Annotated in this window: 12 protein-coding genes; 4 read left to right on the top strand and 8 right to left on the bottom strand. The window is 64.7% G+C overall.

From position 1 onward, the window contains the following. The first annotated feature begins 105 nt into the window (after positions 1-105). Positions 106-777 carry a glutathione S-transferase family protein gene (locus AC1DQK_RS15900; RefSeq protein ID WP_477872241.1) on the top strand — a complete coding sequence of 224 codons (672 nt, stop codon included), beginning with the start codon at positions 106-108 and terminating at the stop codon, positions 775-777. A 390-nt stretch (positions 778-1,167) separates the two neighbouring features. Next, entirely contained in the window at positions 1,168-2,478 is a 1,311-nt protein-coding gene (locus AC1DQK_RS15905) for a DEAD/DEAH box helicase (protein WP_477872243.1), read from the top strand. A 216-nt stretch (positions 2,479-2,694) separates the two neighbouring features. Here AC1DQK_RS15905 and AC1DQK_RS15910 read toward each other — a convergent pair whose 3' ends face one another. The 7 genes from AC1DQK_RS15910 to recN form a co-directional block, all read right to left on the bottom strand. Next, positions 2,695-3,852 carry an aminotransferase gene (locus AC1DQK_RS15910; protein WP_477872245.1) on the bottom strand — a complete coding sequence of 386 codons (1,158 nt, stop codon included), beginning with the start codon at positions 3,850-3,852 and terminating at the stop codon, positions 2,695-2,697. Next, complete coding sequence (locus AC1DQK_RS15915; protein WP_477872247.1) at positions 3,849-4,481, bottom strand: DedA family protein; 633 nt, start codon at positions 4,479-4,481, stop codon at positions 3,849-3,851. Before AC1DQK_RS15915 ends, AC1DQK_RS15910 begins: the two co-directional genes overlap by 4 nt. A gap of 80 nt (positions 4,482-4,561) precedes the next feature. Further along, entirely contained in the window at positions 4,562-6,439 is a 1,878-nt protein-coding gene (locus AC1DQK_RS15920) for a CHASE3 domain-containing protein (RefSeq protein ID WP_477872249.1), read from the bottom strand. A gap of 94 nt (positions 6,440-6,533) precedes the next feature. Further along, a complete protein-coding gene (gene ligA, locus AC1DQK_RS15925) occupies positions 6,534-8,645 on the bottom strand; it encodes an NAD-dependent DNA ligase LigA (protein ID WP_477872251.1) in 2,112 nt (703 codons plus the stop codon). 199 nt (positions 8,646-8,844) lie between these two features. Further along, positions 8,845-10,875, bottom strand: coding sequence for a response regulator (locus AC1DQK_RS15930; RefSeq protein ID WP_477872253.1), 2,031 nt, complete (start codon positions 10,873-10,875; stop codon positions 8,845-8,847). 35 nt (positions 10,876-10,910) lie between these two features. Next, positions 10,911-16,292, bottom strand: coding sequence for a HAMP domain-containing protein (locus AC1DQK_RS15935; protein WP_477872255.1), 5,382 nt, complete (start codon positions 16,290-16,292; stop codon positions 10,911-10,913). A gap of 225 nt (positions 16,293-16,517) precedes the next feature. Beyond that, a complete protein-coding gene (recN, locus tag AC1DQK_RS15940; protein ID WP_477872257.1) occupies positions 16,518-18,179 on the bottom strand; it encodes a DNA repair protein RecN in 1,662 nt (553 codons plus the stop codon). Between the two features lie 124 nt (positions 18,180-18,303). Between recN and AC1DQK_RS15945 the strand changes: the two genes are divergently transcribed. Beyond that, positions 18,304-19,851: a hypothetical protein gene (locus AC1DQK_RS15945; protein ID WP_477872259.1), complete on the top strand. Its 1,548-nt coding sequence runs from the start codon at positions 18,304-18,306 to the stop codon at positions 19,849-19,851. Positions 19,852-19,855: 4 nt separating this feature from the next. Further along, complete coding sequence (locus tag AC1DQK_RS15950; protein WP_477872261.1) at positions 19,856-20,638, top strand: FkbM family methyltransferase; 783 nt, start codon at positions 19,856-19,858, stop codon at positions 20,636-20,638. A 2-nt stretch (positions 20,639-20,640) separates the two neighbouring features. Here the strand turns inward: AC1DQK_RS15950 and AC1DQK_RS15955 are convergent, their stop codons facing one another. Continuing rightward, a complete protein-coding gene (locus AC1DQK_RS15955) occupies positions 20,641-21,507 on the bottom strand; it encodes an alpha/beta hydrolase (protein WP_477872263.1) in 867 nt (288 codons plus the stop codon). Between the last annotated feature and the right edge of the window lie 47 nt (positions 21,508-21,554).

Here is a 21,554-nt window from a genome sequence, read left to right on the forward strand (position 1 = left end):
GAGCGGGCGGCGGCCGCACCCACCGGCTCCCTGGAAAAGCAAAGCGCGATTTTTCTCGCGTCCGGCTACTGACATGTCTGTCCTGGCCGGATAGGTTGCGCCACGATGTGGCAGCTCTATCAATTTCCTCTATGTCCCTTTTCCCGCAAGATCCGGCTCCAGATGGAGGAAAAGGGCGTTCCCTATGATCTGGTGCGCGAATCGCCCTGGCTGCGCCGCGACGAGTTCCTCGATCTCAATCCGGTCGGCCAGACCCCGGTCCTCGTCGATGCCGCGCTCGGCACGACGCTGATCCACAGCTGCGCGATCTCCGAATATCTGGAGGAGACCGTCGAGCCTATGCCGATGATCCCCGGCAATGCCGCGCAGCGTGGCGAGATCCGCAGGCTGGTCGCCTATTTCGACGAAAAATTTTATGGGGATGTCGTCGGGCCGCTGCTGTACGAACGCGCCTTGAAGCGCATCGTCCACCGTGCTCCGCCAGACGCAGGCGTGCTGCGCCAGGCGATGAAGGCGGTCAACGATCACCTAGACTATGTCGATTATCTCGTCGGTAGCCGCCGCTGGATCGGGGGGCCGCTGCTCAGCCTCGCCGATCTTGCCTGCGCGGCCCACATCTCGGTGGCGGACTATCTCGGCGGTATTGACTGGCGCGGTCATGATGAGACCAAGCAGTGGTATTCAGGCATGAAATCCCGCCGTTCGCTGCGGGTCATTCTGGCCGACCGGATGGAATTGGTCGGTCCGCCCGAACATTATGAAAAGCCGGATTTCTAGAGACCGCCGGATGGACGGCCAAAGTCGGCAGCCGTTTCCACCATAGGCGCTGCGGCGCAGCGCCGTTTCGATCTCGCTCGAAGTCGCCAGTGCCGACGTGAATCTGATGCCCTTAGGACACAGGCGGCTAGATTCCGCCATTTTCGGATAGCCGTGTACAGCTCGGCTTGTATTCTGGTCCAACATGGATCATATCCCAACTCGCGTCGATGCTGTTTTGCAGCATTTGGCCGATGAGCAGCGTGATCTCCTGTCCATTCCAAGGGACAGGCCGGCTCGGGCCCGCAGGACGCAAAACCAAGCTGAGGCTTCCCAATTCACGCGGGTCGTCATGTGAACCCGCTGTCGCATGAACGCCCGTTCGTGCGCCCGCACTATGAAAGTGCATTTGTGACCAAATTTTCCGAACTCGGTCTTATCGAGCCCCTGCAGCGCGCGCTTGCCGCCAAGGGCTATGACATTCCTACCCCGATCCAGGCGCAGGCCATTCCCGCGCTGCTGGAAGGCCGCGACCTTTGCGGCATCGCGCAGACCGGCACCGGCAAGACCGCGGCCTTCGCGCTGCCGTCGATCCACCACCTGTCTGAAAACCTCAAGCATACGCCGCCGCAGGGTTGCCGCATGCTCGTCCTCGCGCCGACCCGCGAGCTGGCCAGCCAGATCGCCGAGAGCTTCGTCCAATATGGCAAGTTCCTGCGCCTGAGCGTCGCCACCGTGTTCGGCGGCGTGCCGATCAACAAGCAGATCCGTCAGCTGCAGCGCGGCGTCGATATTCTCGTCGCCACGCCGGGCCGCCTGCTCGACTTGATCGATCAGCGTGCGCTGAGCCTCAAGTTCGTCGAGATCTTCGTGCTCGACGAGGCCGACCAGATGCTCGATCTCGGCTTCATCCATGCGCTCAAGCGCGTCGACCAGCTGCTGCCGAAGAAGCGCCAGTCGCTGTTCTTCTCGGCGACGATGCCGAAGGCGATCGCAGAGCTTGGCGATCGTTTCCTGACCAATCCGGCGAAGGTGTCGGTGGCTCCGGCCGCGACGACAGCGGAACGCGTCGAGCAATATGCGACGTTCTGCAACCCCACCGAGAAGCAGGCGCTGCTCACCTTGCGCATCCGCTCGGAGCCGATCGATCGTGCGCTGGTCTTCTCGCGCACCAAACATGGCGCGGACCGGATCGTGAAGAACCTGCGAGCCGCAGGCATCGAGGCGGAAGCCATTCACGGCAACAAGAGCCAGCCGCAGCGTGAGCGCGCCCTGGGCCTGTTCCGCAAGGGCGACATCCGCATCCTGGTTGCGACCGACATCGCCGCGCGCGGTATCGATGTCGGCGGCGTCAGCCATGTGTTCAACTACGAACTGCCGAATGTCGCCGAGCAATATGTCCACCGCATCGGCCGCACCGCGCGCGCCGGCGCCGCCGGCATCGCCATCGCGTTCGTGGCGGATGACGAGCGGCCCTATCTCAAGGCGATCGAGAAGCTGACCAAGATCAGTCTCGATATCCAGCCGCTGCCCGAGAACTTCATCGCCGAAAAGGCGAAGCTGCCTAAGCCCGTGCCGAGCACGCCGTCGCCGCAGGGCGACCGTCGTCGCCATGACGGTGGCGGCCGCTCCGGCGAAGCGCAGCCCAAGCGCCACTTCAGCCGCCCCAAGGGCGCGCCGGGTGCGCATAAGGGTGCGGTGCGCAGGTTCAGCGCACGGTAGTCCAAGCCTGCCCCTACGGGGCTACGACTTCCAAAACACTTCCCTTAGGTTCGTCATCCCAGCGAAAGCTGGGATCTCTCTTGGCATTTTTCTGAACAAGTTGGCGCAGAGAGATTCCAGCTTTCGCTGGAATGACGGCCTTGGATAGGTTCCTGTGTTCGAACGATCTCTTCGTGCGAGCGGCGAAGTGTTAATCCGGGAGCCCGGAGGAGAGGGCTAGGGCACCAATCTCGTCCGCATAGCCGCCAGTCGCGTCACTGCTTCGTCCAGCGTCGCATCGTCCTTGCAGTAGCATAGCCGCAGGATGTTGCGGACCGGGGTCTCCTCGAAGAACGCCGATACGGGTATCGTCACTACCCCGCCTGCGAGCGCCATGAGATCGGCAAAGTCCGCGTCGTCCATCGCGATCCCGGATGCCGCCAGATCGACCGACACGAACCACGTCGCCTGGCTCGGCAGGACCGCATAGCCCGCGGCCTCCAGTCCCGCGACCAGTCTTGAACGTGACCGCGCAAAGCCCGCGCGCATTTCCTCGAACCAGGATGCGGGCTTTCCCAGCCCCTGCGCCACCGCCCATTGCAGATTGGGCGGCGTGGTGAAGGTCATGAACTGGTGGGCCTTGGCAACCTGGCGGGCGAGCGCCTTTCCCGAGACCATCCAGCCGACTTTCCAGCCGGTGAGCGCGAAGATCTTGCCGGCCGATCCGATCTTCACGGTGCGGTTGCGCATGCCGGGCAGGGTGATCAGGGGGATATGCTCCGTGTCGAAGATGACATGCTCCCACACCTCGTCGCATAGCGCGATCACCTCGTGCCGGATGCAGCGTTCCGCAATCAGCTCGAGCGTGGCGCGATCGTACATCCTGCCGGTGGGGTTGGCCGGATTGTTGAAGATGATCAGCCGCGTTTGCGGCCCCATCACCGCATCGAGGGCTGGCGCATCCAGCGTCCACAACGGCGGTTCGAGGTTCACCAGCCGGGGGATTCCGCCCGCGCGCCGGACCATCGGCATATAAGCGTCGTAGAGCGGCTGGATCAGCACCACCTCGTCGCCCGGCGAGATCAGGCTCAGAATCGCCGCCGAGATCGCCTCGGTCGCGCCGGACGTGACTACAACCTCCGAATGCCAGTCGAGGTCGAGACCGTGGCGCATGCGATAATGATCGGAGATGGCCTGGCGCAGCTCGGCTATGCCGAGCATCGGCGGATATTGATTGGATCGCTCGAACAGCGCGTCGGYGGCTGCCCGGCGGATATCGTCCGGGCCCGGCGCGTCGGGAAAGCCCTGGCCGAGATTGATCGCGCCGGTTTCGCGCGCGATTGCCGACATCTTCTCGAAGATGGTGGTCGGCAGCGCGGCGTAGACGGGGTTCATGCGCTGGGGGCCGGCCTCTTCAGCCGGTGCCAAATGAACCAGATCGCGGCGGCGACGATCGCACCGACGATCACTATGTCGAGCTTGTGGAGCAGGCCGCTCAGTCGCGGATCGGTTCGCCACTGGTCGCCCAGCTTCATGCCCACCCAGGCGAGACCGAAGCACCACGGCCAGGATCCGGCAAATGTATAGACATGAAAGCGCAGCAACGGCATGCGCGCCACGCCCGCCGGAAAGGCGATGAACGAACGCACGGCCGGCAGCAGCCGGCAGATCAGCACGGTCAGGTCGCCCCAGCGCACGAAGAAGCGCTCGGCGCGATCGAGATCGGCATGGCTCATCAGCACATAGCGGCCCCAGCGGTCGACAACGGCCCGCCCCCCACGCTTTCCCAGCTCATAGGCGAAGATCGATCCGAGGTTGCAGCCGATCGCACCGGCGGTCGCCGCCAAATAGAGATTGAATTGCCCGGTCGACACCAGATAGCCGGCGAACGGCATGATAATCTCCGACGGCAACGGGATGCAGGCGCTCTCGATCGCCATCAGGATGACGATTCCGCCATAGCCGCCGCTGGAAATCACCGCGATGATGAAGCCGGCGAGCGCGGCGATAATTTTGTGGAACATGCGTCGACGGATAGAGGGGGGTGTCCACCCGCACAAGACTGGTCGTCCGGCACAGGAGGCGGATCGGACGGTATCAGGAGTTACACCGGCCGGTTCGCGCCGCCATTGTCGAGCACCTGGCGTATCTTGACGCCCAGCTGGGTTACGCTGAAGGGCTTGGGCAGAAAGGCCACGCCGGCATCGAGCATGCCATTATGAACGACGGCATTTCTGGTATAGCCGGTCGTGAACAGGATTTTCAGGTCCGGGCGCATCGCCAGCGCATTGTCGGCGAGTTTGCGGCCGTTCATCTCGGGCATCACGATATCGGTGAAGAGCATGTCGATGGTCGGCTGTTCGGCGAGCGCCTCCAGCGCTTCGGTGCCATTGGCGGCCGAGACTACGAGATAGCCAAGGTCGCGTAGGGCATCGACGGAGAAGTGGCGGACCCGCTGCTCGTCCTCGACGACCAGGATCACCTCGCCCCGCCGCGCCTGCGGCACGGCTGTCTTGTCATGGCTCAGGCGGTCCAGCGGGGTGACGGCCTCGCCATGATGGCGAGGCAGATACAGCTTTACCGTGGTGCCCTGTCCGGGTTCGGAATAGATCGCGGCATGGCCGCCGGTCTGCTTCATGAACCCGAAAATCTGGCTTAGGCCGAGGCCGGTGCCCTTGCCGACGGGTTTGGTTGTGAAGAAGGGATCGAACGCGCGGGCCGCTACCTCGGGAGTCATGCCGGTTCCGGAGTCGGTGACGCTGAGCATCACATATTGACCTGCTACGACACCGCCGCGGGTGCTGGCATATTCGTCATCGAGATAGGCGTTCGCCGTTTCGATCGTCACACGCCCGCCGCCGGCCATCGCATCGCGCGCGTTGACGCCCAGGTTGAGGATTGCATTTTCCAGCTGGCCGGGGTCGGCGAAGGTTCGCCACAGTCCGCCGGCGAGGACGGTTTCTATCATATATTCCTCGCCGAGCGTCCGCTGCAGCAGTTCGGACATGCCGGCAACCAGCTTGTTGACGTCGAGCGTCAGCGGCGCGAGCGGTTGCTGCCGGGAAAAAGCGAGCAGCCGTGCAGTCAATGAGGCGGCGCGCTCGGCACCCTCATAGGCAGCGTCGATATTGCGCTCGAGCCGTTCGGGATCGTTGAGGCGTCGCTTGGCAAGATCGAGGCTACCGATCACGATGGCGAGCATATTGTTGAAATCATGCGCGATTCCGCCGGTCAGCTGCCCGATCGACTCGATCTTCTGCATCTGGCGAATTTGCTCCTCGGCGTTCTCGCGCGCCGCCATCTGATCGCGCAGCTTCCGCTCGGCGCCGATCGCTTCGTCACGCGCCGCCAGAAGCTCGCCTTCGCGCTTTCCGCTGTCGGTGATGATGATCGAAGCGACCAGCAGCACGACCAGCACCGTGGCGACCAGCGTCCCGCCCAGGATCCGCACCAGCAATTCGGCGCTACGCTGCCGTTCGGATAGCAGCTTTTCCTCTTCCTTGATCATGCGGTTTATCACGCGGAGCGCCGCCTGCATGCGCCGGAAGCCTTCGCCGGACTCGATCCGGGCGACTTCATCCTGCAGTTCGCCAGCGTCGACGGCGGCCACGCCGCGCATGGCAAAAGCCACCTTGGCATTGAGCGTCTTGCGGAGAGGAGCAATATTGGCGAGCTGCGTTGGATTGTCGCGGATCTCCTGCTGCAGCCGGTCTACTGCCGGACCAAGTTCGCTTGCCAGCTGGACCAGCTGGGCCTTCATGCGCCGATCGCGGGTCAGCACATAGCCGCGATGATCGGATTCGATCGCGCGGACATGATCGGTAAGTTCGGTAAGCTGGACTTCGACACGGAGCGAATGTGCCGCCCATTCTCCCGATCGGCTCTGCTCGCGCGTCAGAAACAGGGCCGCGATGACAGCCAGCATGGCGACCGCCAGACCGACCACGGCCAGGAACGGAATGCGATGCCTGACGACCCCCATGCGGATTTATTAGGCGTCTGTGGGACGGTCGCAAGAGAAAATGGCCGGCTCCCCGTACTTTTGCGGAAGAAGTCACGGAGAACCCGGGCGGGATTCACCGCGACGCTGCGACGATGTCTGCCCATCCTGCTTCGTCGACAACATCGATGCCCAGCTCCGCCGCTTTTTTCAGCTTCGATCCGGCGCCTGGACCCGCCACGACCAGATCGGTCTTTGCCGAAACCGATCCCGATACTTTAGCGCCCAGCGCTTCGGCTTGGGATTTGGCCTCGTCGCGTGACATAGTCTCGAGCGAGCCGGTGAAGACCACGGTCTTGCCGCTGACGGCCGATGCCCGTGTCTCATGGATGACGTCTGCCGGCTGTAGCTGGTCGAGCAGGTCGGCAACGGCGGCGGCATTATGCGGTTCGGCAAAGAAGTCGATCAGGGCGAAGGCGACCTCCGGCCCTACGCCGGGGGTCTCGATGATCGCCGCGAGCTCCTTCGCCACGCGCGCCGCGAACTTTTGATCGCTTTCGCCGATGGCCTGAACGGCCGCCTCGCGTGCGGCAACCGCGCGATCGATCATCCCTTTCAGCGCGTCCCAACTGCGATAGCGGCGGGCGAGATCGCGCGCCGTCACCTCGCCGACATGACGAATGCCCAGCGCGAACAGGAAGCGATCGAGCGGCGGTGACCGTTTCGCGTCGATCGCCGCGATCAGGTTGGCCGCCGACACCTCCGCCCAGCGCTCCCGGGACAGCAGAATGTCCTTGGTCAGACGGAAGATGTCGGCCGGCGCTTCGACCAGCCGGTCGCGAAAGAAGCTTTCGATATGGACGAGGCCGAGGCCTTCGATGTCGAGGGCGTGGCGGGACACGAAGTGGCGAAGCCGCTCAACGCGTTGGGCCGGGCAGATCAGCCCGCCGGTGCAGCGATAGTCGACTTCGCCCGGCTCCCGCTCGGCCGCCGATCCGCATTCCGGACAGATCTCCGGGAAGGGCCAGCTGCCGCGGCTCTCGTCGCGCGACAGATTATCGACGATCTGCGGGATCACGTCGCCGGCGCGCTGGACGATTACACGGTCGCCGGGCCAGACACCGAGCCGTCCGATCTCGTCGGCATTGTGCAGTGTCGCGTTGGTGACGACGACGCCGCCGACCGTCACCGGCTCAAGGCGCGCCACCGGGGTCAGTTTGCCGGTGCGGCCGACCTGGATGTCGATCGCGTTGAGCAGCGTCTGCGCCTTCTCGGCGGGAAATTTATGCGCGATCGCCCAGCGCGGCGCGCGGGCGATGAAGCCGAGCCGCTTCTGCCAGTCAAGGCGATCGACCTTGTAGACCACGCCGTCGATGTCGAACGGCAGATCGGCGCGGCGTGCCTCGATGCCGCGATAATGCGCCAGGGCCGCGGCCTCACCGTCGACCCGGACGAGATCGTCCGAAACCGGCACGCCCCAATCGGCGATGGCGTTCATCACCTCCTTCTGCGTCTCCGCCGGGAGCGCCGAGACTTCGCCCCAGCCATGGGCGAGGAAGCGCAACGGCCTGGCGGCAGTGACCGACGAGTCCTTCTGGCGCAACGATCCGGCGGCGGCGTTGCGGGGATTGGCGAACTGCCGGGCCTTCGCGGGATCTTCGGCTTCCTCAAGCAGGCGGGCATTGAGTGCTGCGAAATCCCCTTTCGCCATATAGACTTCGCCGCGGATTTCGAACACCGCCGGGGCGTTCTGCTTCAGCCGTTGCGGGATGTCGTCGATCGTGCGGACATTGGCGGTGACGTCTTCGCCTACCGAGCCATCGCCGCGCGTCGCGGCGAGCACCAGTACGCCCTCTTCATAGCGCAGCGAGCAGGACAGCCCGTCGATCTTGGGCTCGGCGGTGAGTGCAACCGGTTCGTCGGCCGCCAGGCTGAGATAGCGGCGGACGCGCCCGACGAAATCAACCACATCCTCGTCGGCGAAAGCATTGTCGAGGCTGAGCATCGGCGCGGCGTGCGTCACCTTGGCAAGATGTCCGGACGGCGCCGCCCCCACCAGCTTCGACGGCGAATCCGGACGGACGAGCTGGGGAAACTCTGCCTCCAGCGCCCCGTTTTCCCGGACCAGCGCATCATATTCGGCGTCTGTGATCTCCGGCGCGTCATCGCGATGGTAAAGGGCATTATGGCGCCCGATCTCGGCCGCGAGATAGGCGAGCCGCTCGGCAGCCTGGGATTCGGTTGTCATCGCCGCGTTCTAGAGCCTGATCCTTTAAGGTGGAAGCGCTGAGCGCTTCCACCGAAAGCGTGAATCAGGCTCTCCTATATGGTTTAGACCTAGATTCACGGTTCAGGCTGATTCAGCCTGAACAGATCAGGTCGCGTCGCTTGGGTTCAATTTGAACCACGCGTGTCGCGCTCTCCCGACGCGCTCGCCCAATCGGACCTCACGCCACTTTCGTCTCCAGAGGCGCACTAACCAGCGCCGCTATGGAGCGTTGCATCTGATCCGCGGTGAAGGGCTTGAAGAGCAGCGCCACGCGGTCGTCCAGCTCGCCCAGCTCGGAGGCATTGGCATTGCCGGTGATGATGATCGCGGGCAGCCCCGGGCGTGTCTGCCGGGCGCGGCGGACCAGTTCCGTCCCCGCCAGTTGCGGCATGGCATAGTCGGTGATCAGGACGTCCACCGGCCATGTGCCGTCGCTCAGGAGTGTCAGCGCCTCGAAGCCGTCGGCAGCGGTCGTAACCCGATGACCGATGTCGCTCAGCATCGCGCCCGATGTGGCGCGGACGCCTTCATGATCGTCGACCAGCAATATCGCGCGCGGATTGGCGGTCTCCATCGGCAGCGCGGGGCTCTCGATCTCCTCCAGCTGCGCCGAAGCGTCTGGCGCACGCGGCAGCCAGATCTGGACCCTGGTGCCTTCGCCCAGCCGGCTGTCGATCCGCATCGTGCCGCCCGATTGCTGCGCAAACCCGTAGACCATGCTGAGCCCCAGCCCGGTGCCCTTGCCGACGGGCTTGGTGGTGAAGAACGGCTCCATCACGCGCTCGATCATGTCGGGCGGGATGCCGGCCCCGATATCGGCGACCTCGAAGACGACATAGCTGCCCGCCTTCAGCCCGGCATGGTCGTGCGCAAGCGCTTGGTTCGAGACGGAGACGGTGATCGTACCGCCCTGCGGCATGGCGTCGCGCGCGTTGATGATGAGGTTCATCAACGCGAGTTCGAGCTGCGCATCGTCCGCATATGCATGCCAGACGCCGCTATCGGTATTCCATTGCAGCTCGATGAGCCCGCCGAGCGTGTGGGCGAGCAGATCGTTGACGGCGCCGGCCAGCGCCGCGACGTCGATCGGCGCCGGTTCCAGTCGCTGCTTGCGGGCGAAGGCGAGCAGCCGCGCGACGAGCTCGGCGCCCTGCTCGGCGGCGCGCTTCGTCATGGTAATGATCTTGCGCTGGTCGTCCTCCAGCGCAACGCGGCGCTCGATCATGCCGAGGCCGCCGAGAACCGCCGCGAGCAGGTTGTTGAAATCATGCGCGATGCCGCCGGTCAGCTTGCCGATCGCATCCATCTTGCGCGATTGCAGCAGCTGGATTTCGAGCTCCTTGCGATCGGTGACGTCGAGCAGGGTTCCGGCGAGCTCGAAGGGGAGTCCCTCGGCATCGTGGAGAAGCACGGCCTGGTCGAGGAAATGCTTGTAGCTCCCGTCGGCGCACTGCCAGCGATATTCAACGGCGAGGCCCTGGCCCTCGGCCCGGCCCGCCATCGCCTGCTCGACACGCTGGCGGTCGTCGGGATGGAGCCGCTTGCGCCAGAGGTCGGGAGAATGCCGGAGATCGTCGAACTCGAAACCGGTGAGGACCTTGAAATTGCCGCTGACATATTTTGGCACCCGCGGCGATGCGTGCGGATCCTCGAGATAGAGCATGATCGGGAGCGACTCGATTATCGCAAGCTGGCGTTGCTCGGCCAGCCGCAGCTCCTGTTCGGTACGCAGCAGTTCCGCATTGGCCCGCAGATTCTCGTCGAGCAGCAGCTGTTCGGCGCGGGCCTTGCGCTGGATCTCGCGGCGCATCTGGTAGAGGTCGACGAACACCGCCACCTTCGATTGCAGCACCACCGGCTCGACCGGCTTGAACACATAATCGACCGCGCCCATCGAATAGCCGCGGATCAGATGCTCTGTCTCCTTGTTCACGGCCGACAGGAAGATGATCGGGATGCGCTTGGTCTGCTCGCGGCCCCGGATGATCTGGGCGGTCTCATACCCATCCATCATCGGCATATAGACGTCGAGCAGGATGACCGCGAACTCGCCTTTCAGAAGGTGCCGCAGCGCCTCCTCGCCCGATCGCGCGAGAACGACGTCGGCGACATCCTCAAGCACGGTCTGCAAGGCGAGCAGGTTGCGTTCGTCGTCGTCGACGACGAGTATCCTCGCCCGCTCGTCGCCGAAGGCATCGGAACCCTTCATAGGGGCGCTGTCGTTTTTCACCGGCATTCGCGCAATCACTCGGCGGCCGAGTGGGCAAGTTCTTCGGCGGACCATTCGCGCGAACGGCCGACCCAGACTCTGAGCAGCGCGAGCAGCAGCTCGATGTCGACGGGCTTGGCGATATAGTCCGATGCGCCGGCGTCGAGGCATTTCTGCCGGTCGCCCTTCATCGCCTTGGCCGTGACCGCGATCAGCGGTAGATCGGCCAGCTTCGGACGATGGCGGATCTGCTGCATCGTCTCGTAACCGTCCATCTCTGGCATCATGATGTCGATCAGCGCGATATCGATACCAGGCGTCTGTTCGAGGATGAGGATGCCGTCCTGCCCGCGTTCGGCGTGGAGGACCTCGACATTGTAGCTTTCGAGCACGCTGGTCAGCGAATAGATGTTTCGGATATCGTCGTCGACAATGAGTATCTTGGCGCCGGCCAGCTCGGGCACCGCGCGGGGCGATGGACTGGTGCCGTCGCGGTCGATCAGGGTCAGCGAAGGATTGTGCGGCTGGTTTCTCGCCAGTTCGGCCAGGGCGGAGAAGACATCCTTCAGTTGGCCCGTCGTCGCTGGTTTCTCGGTGATGCCGATCGCACCCAGGACCTGCGCTTCCGCCAATCGGTCAGCGCCCGAAATGACATGGACCGGGATGCGCATCGTCTGGGGGTCATGCTTCAGCAGGTCGAGCAGCACGAAGCCATCGATGTCTGACAGGCCGAGGTCGAGCGTGATCGCGTTCGGCTGCATCTTGCGCACCGTGTTGAGAGTGCCGGCTCCCGCGGTGGAGATCACGCCCTTGAGCCCGGCCTCATGCGCCACGTCGAGCAGGATGGATGCGAAAGCCGGGTCGTCTTCGACGATGAGAACGAACGGCGCATCGCCGATGCCGTCGCGGTCGTCGGTTACCTCCATCGGCGCGGGCAGGGCGTTAGGCACGTTCGCGCCGCTATTGTCGTAGCGCGCGGTCGCACCGCCGCCGCTGATTGCCGCCGGGGCGATCGCTTGAGTGGGAACGAACAGGGTGAAGGTCGAGCCTGAGCCGGGGGTCGACCGGACCTGCAGCTCGCCGCCCAACAGCCGCGCGATTTCGCGGCTGATCGAAAGGCCCAACCCGGTTCCGCCATATTTGCGGCTGGTCGTGCCGTCGGCCTGCTGGAATGCCTCGAAGATGAGCTTCTGCTTATCCTTCGGAATGCCGATGCCGGTGTCCGTGACCGCAATCTCCACCACGCCGTCGGCATTACGCAGCACTGGGTGATTGGTGCTCCATCCCGCCGTGGCATTGCGAACCGCAAGCGTCACGCTGCCATGCGCGGTGAACTTGAAGGCGTTGGACAGCAGGTTCAGCACAACCTGCTGCAGGCGCTTTTCATCGGTGCGGATCGCGCCGGGCAGGGCGCCTTCGAACTCAACCCGGAACTCGAGATTCTTGTCGGCCGCAAGCTGGCGGAAGGTCCGCTCCATATGCTGCTTGAGGCTGTTCATCGGCATGTCCCCGAGTTCGATCGAGACGGTGCCCGACTCGATCTTCGACAGATCGAGGATGTCGTTGATCAGGCTCAACAGATCCGAGCCGGCCGAGTGGATGGTGCGGGCGAACTCGGTCTGCTTCTCGTTGAGATTGCCCTGCGGATTGTCCGCCAGCAGCTTCGACAGGATCAGCAGCGAATTGAGCGGTGTACGCAACTCGTGCGACATGTTGGCCAGGAACTCGGATTTGTACTTGGAGGTGAGGGCGAGCTGCTCGGCCTTCTCCTCGACGGCGCGGCGGGCCATGTCGATTTCGAGGTTCTTCGCCTCGACCTGGCGTTTCTCGTTCTCGAGAAGCTGCGCCTTTTCCTGCAGTTCCTCGTTGGTTGCGTGAAGCTCTTCCTGCTTTGTGGTAAGTTCGGTCTGGCGTGCTTGCAGCTCCTGGGTCAGCAGCTGGGACTGCTTGAGCAGGCCTTCGGTGCGCATCGTCGCGGCGATCGTGTTGAGCACGATGCCGACCGATTCCATCAGCTGGTCGAGAAAGCTCTGGTGGGTCTCGTTGAACTCGCTGAACGAGGCAAGTTCGATCACCGCCTTGACGTCGTCCTCGAACAGCGCCGGCAGGATGTTGACGTTGGCGGGCGCGGCGTGGCCGAGGCCGGAACCGATCCGGACGAAGTCGGCGGGTGCGTTCTTCAGCAGGATCGGCCGCTTGTCGGCGGCGGCTTGGCCGACCAGTCCCTCGCGCAGGTTGAAGACGGGCTTCAGCTCCTCGCGCTTTTCGGCGCCATAGCTCGCCGCCAGTTCGAGGACCGTCTCATTCTCCTCGCGCTTGGCGACGTAGAACACCCCATATTGCGCGTTCACCAGCGGTGCCAGTTCGGACATGATCAGGTTCGACACTGTGGTCAGGTCGCGCTCGCCCTGCAGCATCCGCGAGAAGCGTGCGAGGTTGGTCTTCAGCCAATCCTGCTCCGCATTCTTCAAGGTCTGTTCCTTGAGGTTGCGGATCATCTCGTTGATGTTGTCCTTGAGCGCAGCCATCTCGCCCGAGGCTTCCACCGCCACCGAGCGGGTAAGGTCGCCCTTGGTGACCGCGGTCGCCACGTCGGCGATCGAGCGCACCTGGTTGGTCAGGTTGGTCGCCATCGCGTTGACGTTGTCGGTAAGGTCGCGCCACAGGCCCGAGGCGCCCGGCACGCGTGCCTGGCCGCCCAGCTTGCCTTCGATGCCGACCTCGCGGGCCATGTTGGTGACCTGGTCGCCGAAAGTGGACAGCGTATCGATCATGAAGTTGATCGTCTCGGCCAGCGCCGCGATCTCGCCCTTGGCGTCCACCGTCAGCTTGCGCTTGAGGTTGCCCTGCGCCACCGCGGTCACCACGTCGGCGATGCCCCGCACCTGATTGGTGAGGTTGGTCGCCATGAGGTTCACATTGTCGGTCAGATCCTTCCAGGTGCCGCCGACGCCGGGTACCTGCGCCTGGCCGCCGAGCTTGCCTTCGGTGCCGACCTCGCGCGCCACGCGAGTCACTTCCGAGGCGAAGCCGTTGAGCTGATCGACCATGACGTTGATCGTGTCCTTCAGCGCGAGAATCTCGCCCTTCACGTCGACCGTGATCTTCTTGGACAAATCGCCTCTTGCCACCGCGGTGGTGACGTCGGCGATGTTGCGGACCTGGCCGGTGAGGTTGTCCGCCATCAGGTTGACGTTGTCGGTGAGGTCCTTCCAGGTGCCAGCGACGCCGCGCACCTGGGCCTGGCCGCCCAGTTTACCCTCGGTGCCGACCTCGCGCGCCACGCGGGTGACTTCGGATGCGAAGCTGTTGAGCTGGTCGACCATCGTATTGATCGTGTTCTTCAGCTCGAGGATTTCGCCCTTCACGTCGACGGTGATCTTCTTGGAAAGATCGCCCAGGGCCACGGCGGTGGTTACCTCGGCGATGTTGCGGACCTGGCCGGTCAGGTTCGCCGCCATCGCGTTCACGTTATCGGTCAGATCCTTCCAGGTGCCGCCGACGCCTTCGACCTGGGCCTGTCCGCCGAGCTTGCCTTCCGAACCCACTTCGCGCGCCACGCGGGTGACTTCGGATGCGAAGCTGTTGAGCTGGTCGACCATGGTGTTGATGGTGTTCTTGAGCTCGAGGATCTCGCCCTTCACGTCGACGGTGATCTTCTTGGACAAGTCGCCTCTTGCCACGGCTGTTGTCACCTCGGCGATATTGCGCACCTGGCCGGTCAGGTTGCCGGCCATCAGGTTGACGTTGTCGGTGAGATCCTTCCAGGTGCCGGCAACGCCTTCGACCTGCGCCTGGCCGCCGAGCTTACCTTCGGAACCCACTTCGCGCGCCACGCGGGTGACTTCCGATGCGAAGCTGTTGAGCTGGTCGACCATGACGTTGATGGTGTTCTTGAGCTCGAGGATCTCACCCTTCACGTCGACGGTGATCTTCTTCGACAAGTCGCCGCGGGCAACCGCGGTGGTCACGTCAGCGATGTTGCGGACCTGGCCGGTCAGGTTGTCGGCCATCAGGTTGACGTTGTCGGTGAGATCCTTCCACGTGCCGGCAACGCCGGGCACCTGCGCCTGGCCGCCGAGCTTGCCTTCGGTGCCGACTTCGCGGGCCACGCGGGTCACTTCGGACGCGAAGCCGTTGAGCTGGTCGACCATGACGTTGATGGTGTTCTTCAGCTCGAGGATCTCGCCCTTCACGTCGACGGTGATCTTTTTCGACAGATCGCCCGATGCGACGGCGGTGGTCACCTCGGCGATGTTGCGGACCTGGCCGGTGAGGTTGTCGGCCATCAGGTTGACGTTGTCGGTGAGATCCTTCCAGGTGCCGGCGACGCCGGGCACCTGCGCCTGGCCGCCGAGCTTGCCTTCGGTGCCGACTTCGCGGGCCACGCGGGTCACTTCCGAGGCGAAGCTGTTGAGCTGGTCGACCATGACGTTGATGGTGTTCTTGAGCTCGAGGATCTCACCCTTCACGTCGACGGTGATCTTCTTGGACAGATCGCCCGAGGCGACGGCGGTGGTCACCTCGGCGATATTGCGGACCTGGCCGGTGAGGTTGTCGGCCATAAGGTTGACGTTGTCGGTGAGGTCCTTCCACGTGCCGGCGACGCCTTCGACGCGCGCCTGGCCGCCAAGCTTTCCCTCGGTACCGACTTCGCGGGCGACGCGCGTCACTTCCGATGCGAAGCTATTGAGCTGGTCCACCATCGTATTGATGGTGTTCTTAAGCTCGAGGATTTCGCCCTTCACCTCGACGGTGATCTTCTTGGACAGATCGCCCGAGGCGACGGCGGTGGTCACCTCGGCGATGTTACGGACCTGGCCGGTCAGGTTCGCCGCCATCAGGTTCACGTTGTCGGTGAGATCCTTCCAGGTGCCGGCGACACCCTTCACGGTCGCCTGGCCGCCCAGCTTGCCTTCGGTGCCCACTTCGCGGGCGACGCGGGTCACTTCCGAGGCGAACGACGCCAGCTGACCCACCATCGTGTTCACGACATTGCCGATGCGCAGGAATTCGCCGCGCAGGGCTCGCCCGTCGATCTCGACCGTCATCGATTGGGAAAGGTCGCCCTTGGCGACGGCGCCGATCACGCGCGCGACCTCGGCGGTCGGCTGGACCATGTCCTCGATCAGCTCGTTGACCGAGCGAATCGCGTTCTCCCAGCCGCCCGTCGCCGATTTGACGCGTCCCCGCTGGGTGATCTTGCCTTCCTTGCCGACCACGATCGAGAGCCGCCCCAGCTCCTCGGTGATCTGCTGGTTGATTTCGACGACTTCATTGAACAGCTGTGCGATCTCGCTGTCCGGCCCCGAGAAATCATCCCGAAGGCGAACCGAGAAGTCGCCGCGGCGAAGACTGCGCAGCGCAGACACCAGGTGACGGCGGTCGAGACCGTCGATGAGGGTTTCGGCGTTCACTAACGGCTCCCTGTTCGTCTCCCCCCGTTTTGAGTGTCGCTCAGCCCCCCGGCCCGCTCTGCGGCTCATAGCACGTCCGATCCGTTCGTCTCCAGCGATTTTCGTTACGCTCTCAGTGGCTTGGGCCGCTGCTGGAGGCCGCGCGGCTGTTATCCGATCAAAACGGCGGATGAATGTGTCAAAACCGAACGGTTGCTGAAATCGTGGATCGATTTCTTCTACGGGTCAGGCGGCCTCGAGCAGTCGCATCGCCTGGGCCCGCGCCTCGGCGGTGACCTCGTTGCCCGAAAGCATGCGCGCGATCTCCTCCTGCCGTTCGTCCGCGTCGAGCGGACGGACGCCGGTGCGGGTGACCAGTCCGTCATGGCTTTTCGCGATGAGCCAGTGGTTGCGGCCGCGCGCGGCGACTTGCGGACTGTGGGTGACGACCAGCAGCTGGGCGTTGCGAGCCAAGCGTTGCAGCCGTTCGCCGATGGCACTTGCCACGGCGCCGCCGACGCCGCGATCGATCTCGTCGAAGATCATCGTGGTGGCAGCGCCTTGCTCGGCCAGCGCGACCTTGAGCGCGAGGATGAATCGCGACAGTTCGCCGCCGCTGGCGATCTTGATCAGTGGTGCAAATGGGGCGCCGGGATTGGTCGATATCTCGAACTCCACCCGATCACGCCCGGCCGGAGACCAGCCGCTCTCGGGCAGCGTCTCGACAACGGTGCGAAAGCGCGCGGCATCGAGCTTGAGTGGAGCCAGTTCACCGGCCACCGCCGCATCGAGCCGAGCCGCGGCGGCGCGCCGCGCCTCGCTCAGCCCAACCGCGGCGTCGTCATAGGCCTGGCGGGTCGCCCGCGCTGCCGCTTCGAGCTTGGCCAGCCCGGCGTCGCCGGCTTCGATCCGGTCGAGGCGCGCGGCCAGTTCGTCGTGCAGCGCAGCCAGCCCGTCCGGGTCGACGCGGTGCTTGCGGGCGAGGGCGCGCAACTCGAACAGGCGGGTTTCGACGAGGTCCAGCCTGGCGGGATCGAAGCGCATCGCCTCTGCGGCGGCGGCGAGCTTGTCTTCCGCCTCGCTCGCTTCGATGACGGCGCGGTCCAGGGCCTCCAGCGCCTCGCCGAGCAGGGGATGATCGGCGGCGATGCGGTCCAGCCGCCGTGCCGCCTGGCGCAGCGCCGAGAGTCCGCCGTCCGAACCGTCGAGATGGGCCGTCACCAGTTGGAGGTCGTCGGTCAGCTTGACGCCCTTCTGCATGTCCGATCGTTCGCCGGCGAGGACCGCCTCTTCGCCCGGTTCGGGCGCGAAACGGGAGAGTTCCTCGACGGCATGATCGAGCCATTCACGGTCCCGCGCTGCGTTTTCCAGGTCGCTGCGCGCGGTTTCCAGCGCGTCCTCCGCCGCCCGCCACCCTCGGTGCGCTGCGGCGACGCCGGCAACGTCGAGACGGCCGAAAATATCGAGCAGGGCGCGATGGCCCCGCGGGTTGATCAGCCCACGGTCATCGTGCTGGCCATGGATCTCGACGAGCATGCCGCCGAGCTCCCGGAGCGTCGCGGCCGATGCGGGCTGGTCGTTGATGAAGGCGCGGCTGCCGCCATCGGCCTTGACGACGCGGCGGATCACCAGCGCCTCGCTTGGGTCCGCGTCGAAGCCGTTTTCGTCGATCAATGCCAGGGCAGGATGATCGCGCTCCAGCTCGAAGCTCGCGGAGACGGTCGCCTGCGCGGCGCCGTTACGGACCAGTCCGCTATCCGCCCGCATGCCCAGCGCGAGTCCCAGCGCATCGAGCAGGATCGATTTGCCCGCGCCGGTCTCGCCCGTCAGTGTGCCGAGACCAGGCCCGAACTCTAGGTCGAGCGCCTCGATCAGCACGACGTCCCTGATGGCGAGCGCGGTAAGCATTCGGACATGTGTAGAACATGCGCCCCCGCCGCGCCAAGAGGCTGATCGCTCGGCCCCGCGGTCGGTCCTGCTTCCCTTTTCCACCGCCTGTGTCCAATAGAGGGCGATGCGGGCGGAGAAGACCATGAAGCGAATGCTAGTGCTGCTGGCCGCGCTCATGCTGTGCATCGCCATTGCCGGCGTCACCAGCTACAATAAACAGCAACCGGCATCGAACGCGGTAGAGTCTCCCGCGACAGCGGCGGCACCGCTGCCGCGTCAGCCGACCGCCTTCGGCATCAATCTCTCCTCGGTCATCTACTGGACCAACCAGCGCGCCTTCATGAATCTCGTGGCGGGCAGCGGCGCCTGGCGCTCGACCAAATCCTGGAAGGCCGTCGACCCGCGGCTGGTCGATCGGAATGGCACGCTGCTGTCGCTGCAGCCGGGCGAGCAGGCGGCCCTCGCGTTGACCAAGCCGCCCGCTGCCTATCGCGGCGATGTCGCCATCCACTGCCGGTATGACGGCAAGGGCTCGGTCAGCGGCATCGGCTCGGCCAGTCCCGCTGCCGGGCCGGGGCGGTTCGATTTCATCTGGAAACGCGAAGTCGCCACCGCCCAGATCCGGGTCGACGCAACCGATCCGGCCGATCCGATCCGGCACGTCGACTGTCGTGAGGCTGGAGCCGACCCCAAGGCGCTGTTCGACCCCGCCTTCGTCGACAGCCTGCGGCCCTATAAGGCGGTGCGGTATCTCGATTGGCAGCAGGCCAATATGAATGAAGCGGGCAACTGGTCGCTGCGCACGCCGCCGGCCGCGACGATCCAGTCGAATCCGCAGGGCGTGGCGGTCGAGCATCTCGTCGCGCTCGCCAACGCAGCGGGGGTCGATCCCTGGTTCGTGATGCCTTGGAACGCCGATGCAGCCTATATGGAAGGCTTTGCGCGCTATGTGCATGATCATCTCGATCCGGCCCGCACCGCCTATGTCGAGATCGGCAACGAGATCTGGAACATGAGCTTCCCCGCCGGGCGGCAGGCCTTGGCCGAGGGGCTGGCGGCCAAGCTCGGCAAGACCGGCGATGAGGCGCGGATGCGCCGCTATGCCCAGCATTCGGTGGAAGGCTTCAAGGTCTGGGAACGGATCTATGCGCGTGAGCCGAAGCGGATCGTGCGGGTGCTGTCCGGTCAGAACAGCTGGCCGCAGCTGTTTCAATATGCGATCGATTACCAGGACACCGCCCGCCATGCCGATGCGCTGTCGACCGCGCTCTATTTTGGACAGCTCCTCCTCAACGACCCGCCGGCGGATAGCAGCGACATCGCGCCGTTGTTCCCGAAGCTCGAAGGCTCGATCGAATCCACCTTTGCTTCGGCGCGTCAGTTCAAGCAGATGGCCGATGCGCGCGGCCTGCGCTACATCGGCTATGAAGGCGGCCAGCACGCGAGCTATGCCGGCAAGGACCGCACGCTGATTCCCCGCCTGAACCGCGATCCGCGCATGGGCGACGCCTATCGGCTCTATCTTGCCGGTTGGGACAGGAGCTTCGGCGACCTGCTTATGATCTTCCACTCGGTCAGTCCGGCCGGCTCCTCGATGCATTTCGGTCTCGCCGAATATAGCGGCCAGCCGATTGCGGAGACGCCCAAGCGCAAGGCCGTGCTTGACGCGATCGTCGCGACGAAGCGCTGATCAAATGATGCGGCAACGCCTGCTGGGAACCTTTCTGGGGCAGGCGGCGCTGTCGCTGCGCGACCGCTACCAGCTGCTGACGGCCGGCAGGGAGGTGCTCGGGACGCTCGCCAATGACCAGCTGGCCGGGACGATGGTGGCGCGCCTCGTCCAAGACGGCGGCACCTTCATCGATGTCGGCGCGCATATCGGCTCGATCGTCGCCGAAGTGAAGCGCCACCAGCCGGGCGCAAGCATCATCGCGTTCGAGGCGATCCCCGAGAAGGCCGAGCGGCTTCGCGCGAAATTTCGCGACGTCCGGGTCGAATGCTGTGCGCTGTCCGATCGCGACGGCCAGGCGTCTTTCTTCATAGACCTGGCCCGATCGGGCTACAGCTCGCTGGCGCTGGGCCGTGGCGATGTCCGCGAGATCGAGGTGCCGCTGTGTCGGCTCGATGCCTTGGTAACGGCCGCCGACGTCATCAAGATCGATGTCGAAGGTGCCGAACTCGGGGTGCTGCGCGGCGGTGCGGCGTTGATCGAGAAAACCCGCCCGGTGATCATGTTCGAGAGCGGGCCGCAGGAAGTACTCGGATATGGCAAGGTCGATTTGTGGACCTTCCTCGACGATCGCAGCTATGCGGTCCTCGTCCCGAACCGCCTCGCCCATGAAGCGCCGGGGCTGACCCTGGACGGCTTTCTCGACAGCCACCGCTATCCCCGCCGGACCACCAACTATTTCGCAGTTCCGGCGGAGCGGCTCGGCGACGTCCGGGCGCAGGCCCGCCGGATTCTGCAGCTCGACTGAGATCAGCTCCCGGCGACGCGGTGCGCGAAGGCCGTCACATCGTCCAGCACCGGCGCCTTGCCGCGGAAGGGCCGGGCGAGGGCGGTGACGATGCCGACATGACCGAGGTCGTGATAGATCTTCAGCTGCGACGAAACGCCGAGCGAACGCAGCTTGCGATCCAGGTTGATAGAGTTTTTCGGCCATACCGTATCGTCGTCCGCGCCGTGCAGCAGCAGCATCGGCGGTGCCGATGCATCGGCATAGTGGATTGGCTGGGTTTCCTGGGGCCGTGGCCAGCGGCCGAAGGTCCTGACCGATATCGGCCCGTCGAGCGGCAGGAAGTCATAGGGTCCTGCGAGGCCGGCAAAGCCTTTGATAGCGGCCCGATCGCGCCCGAGAAATAGCGGGTCGAGCGCGAGCATCGCCGCATTATAGGCGCCGGCGGAATGGCCGACGAGCACGATGCGGTCCGGGTCGCCGCCATATTCTGCGGCGTGCGCGCGGGTCCAGCGCACCGCTGCGGCGCAATCCTCGACGAAGCCGGGGAAATAGACCTCCGGCACCAGACGGTAATCGGGGACGATCGTGACGAAACCGGCGGCCGACAGCGCGCGAGCGGCGAAGTGATAGCCCTCGCGCGTGCCGTTCGCCCAGGATCCGCCATAGATGAACATGATCACCGGGCGCTTTCCCTTGGCCGCCGCGACCGGAGCATAGACGTCGAGCTGGCGGCGCGGGCCCTCGCCATAAGCTATGTCGGACGCGACCTTCCGGCTTCCGCCGTCCTTGGGCATCACCGTGTCGAATGCGCGCACCGGCGCGCAGGCCGCGGCCACCAGCGCACCACATATCAGCAGCGCCAGGCCGGCCAGGGTCAGCTTTGTCATCATGTCTCCGTCTCTACCCGTTATCGCCATTTACGCCAGCCGGTAGA

The sequence above is a fragment of the Rhizorhabdus sp. P4_G5 genome (genome assembly GCF_056401065.1).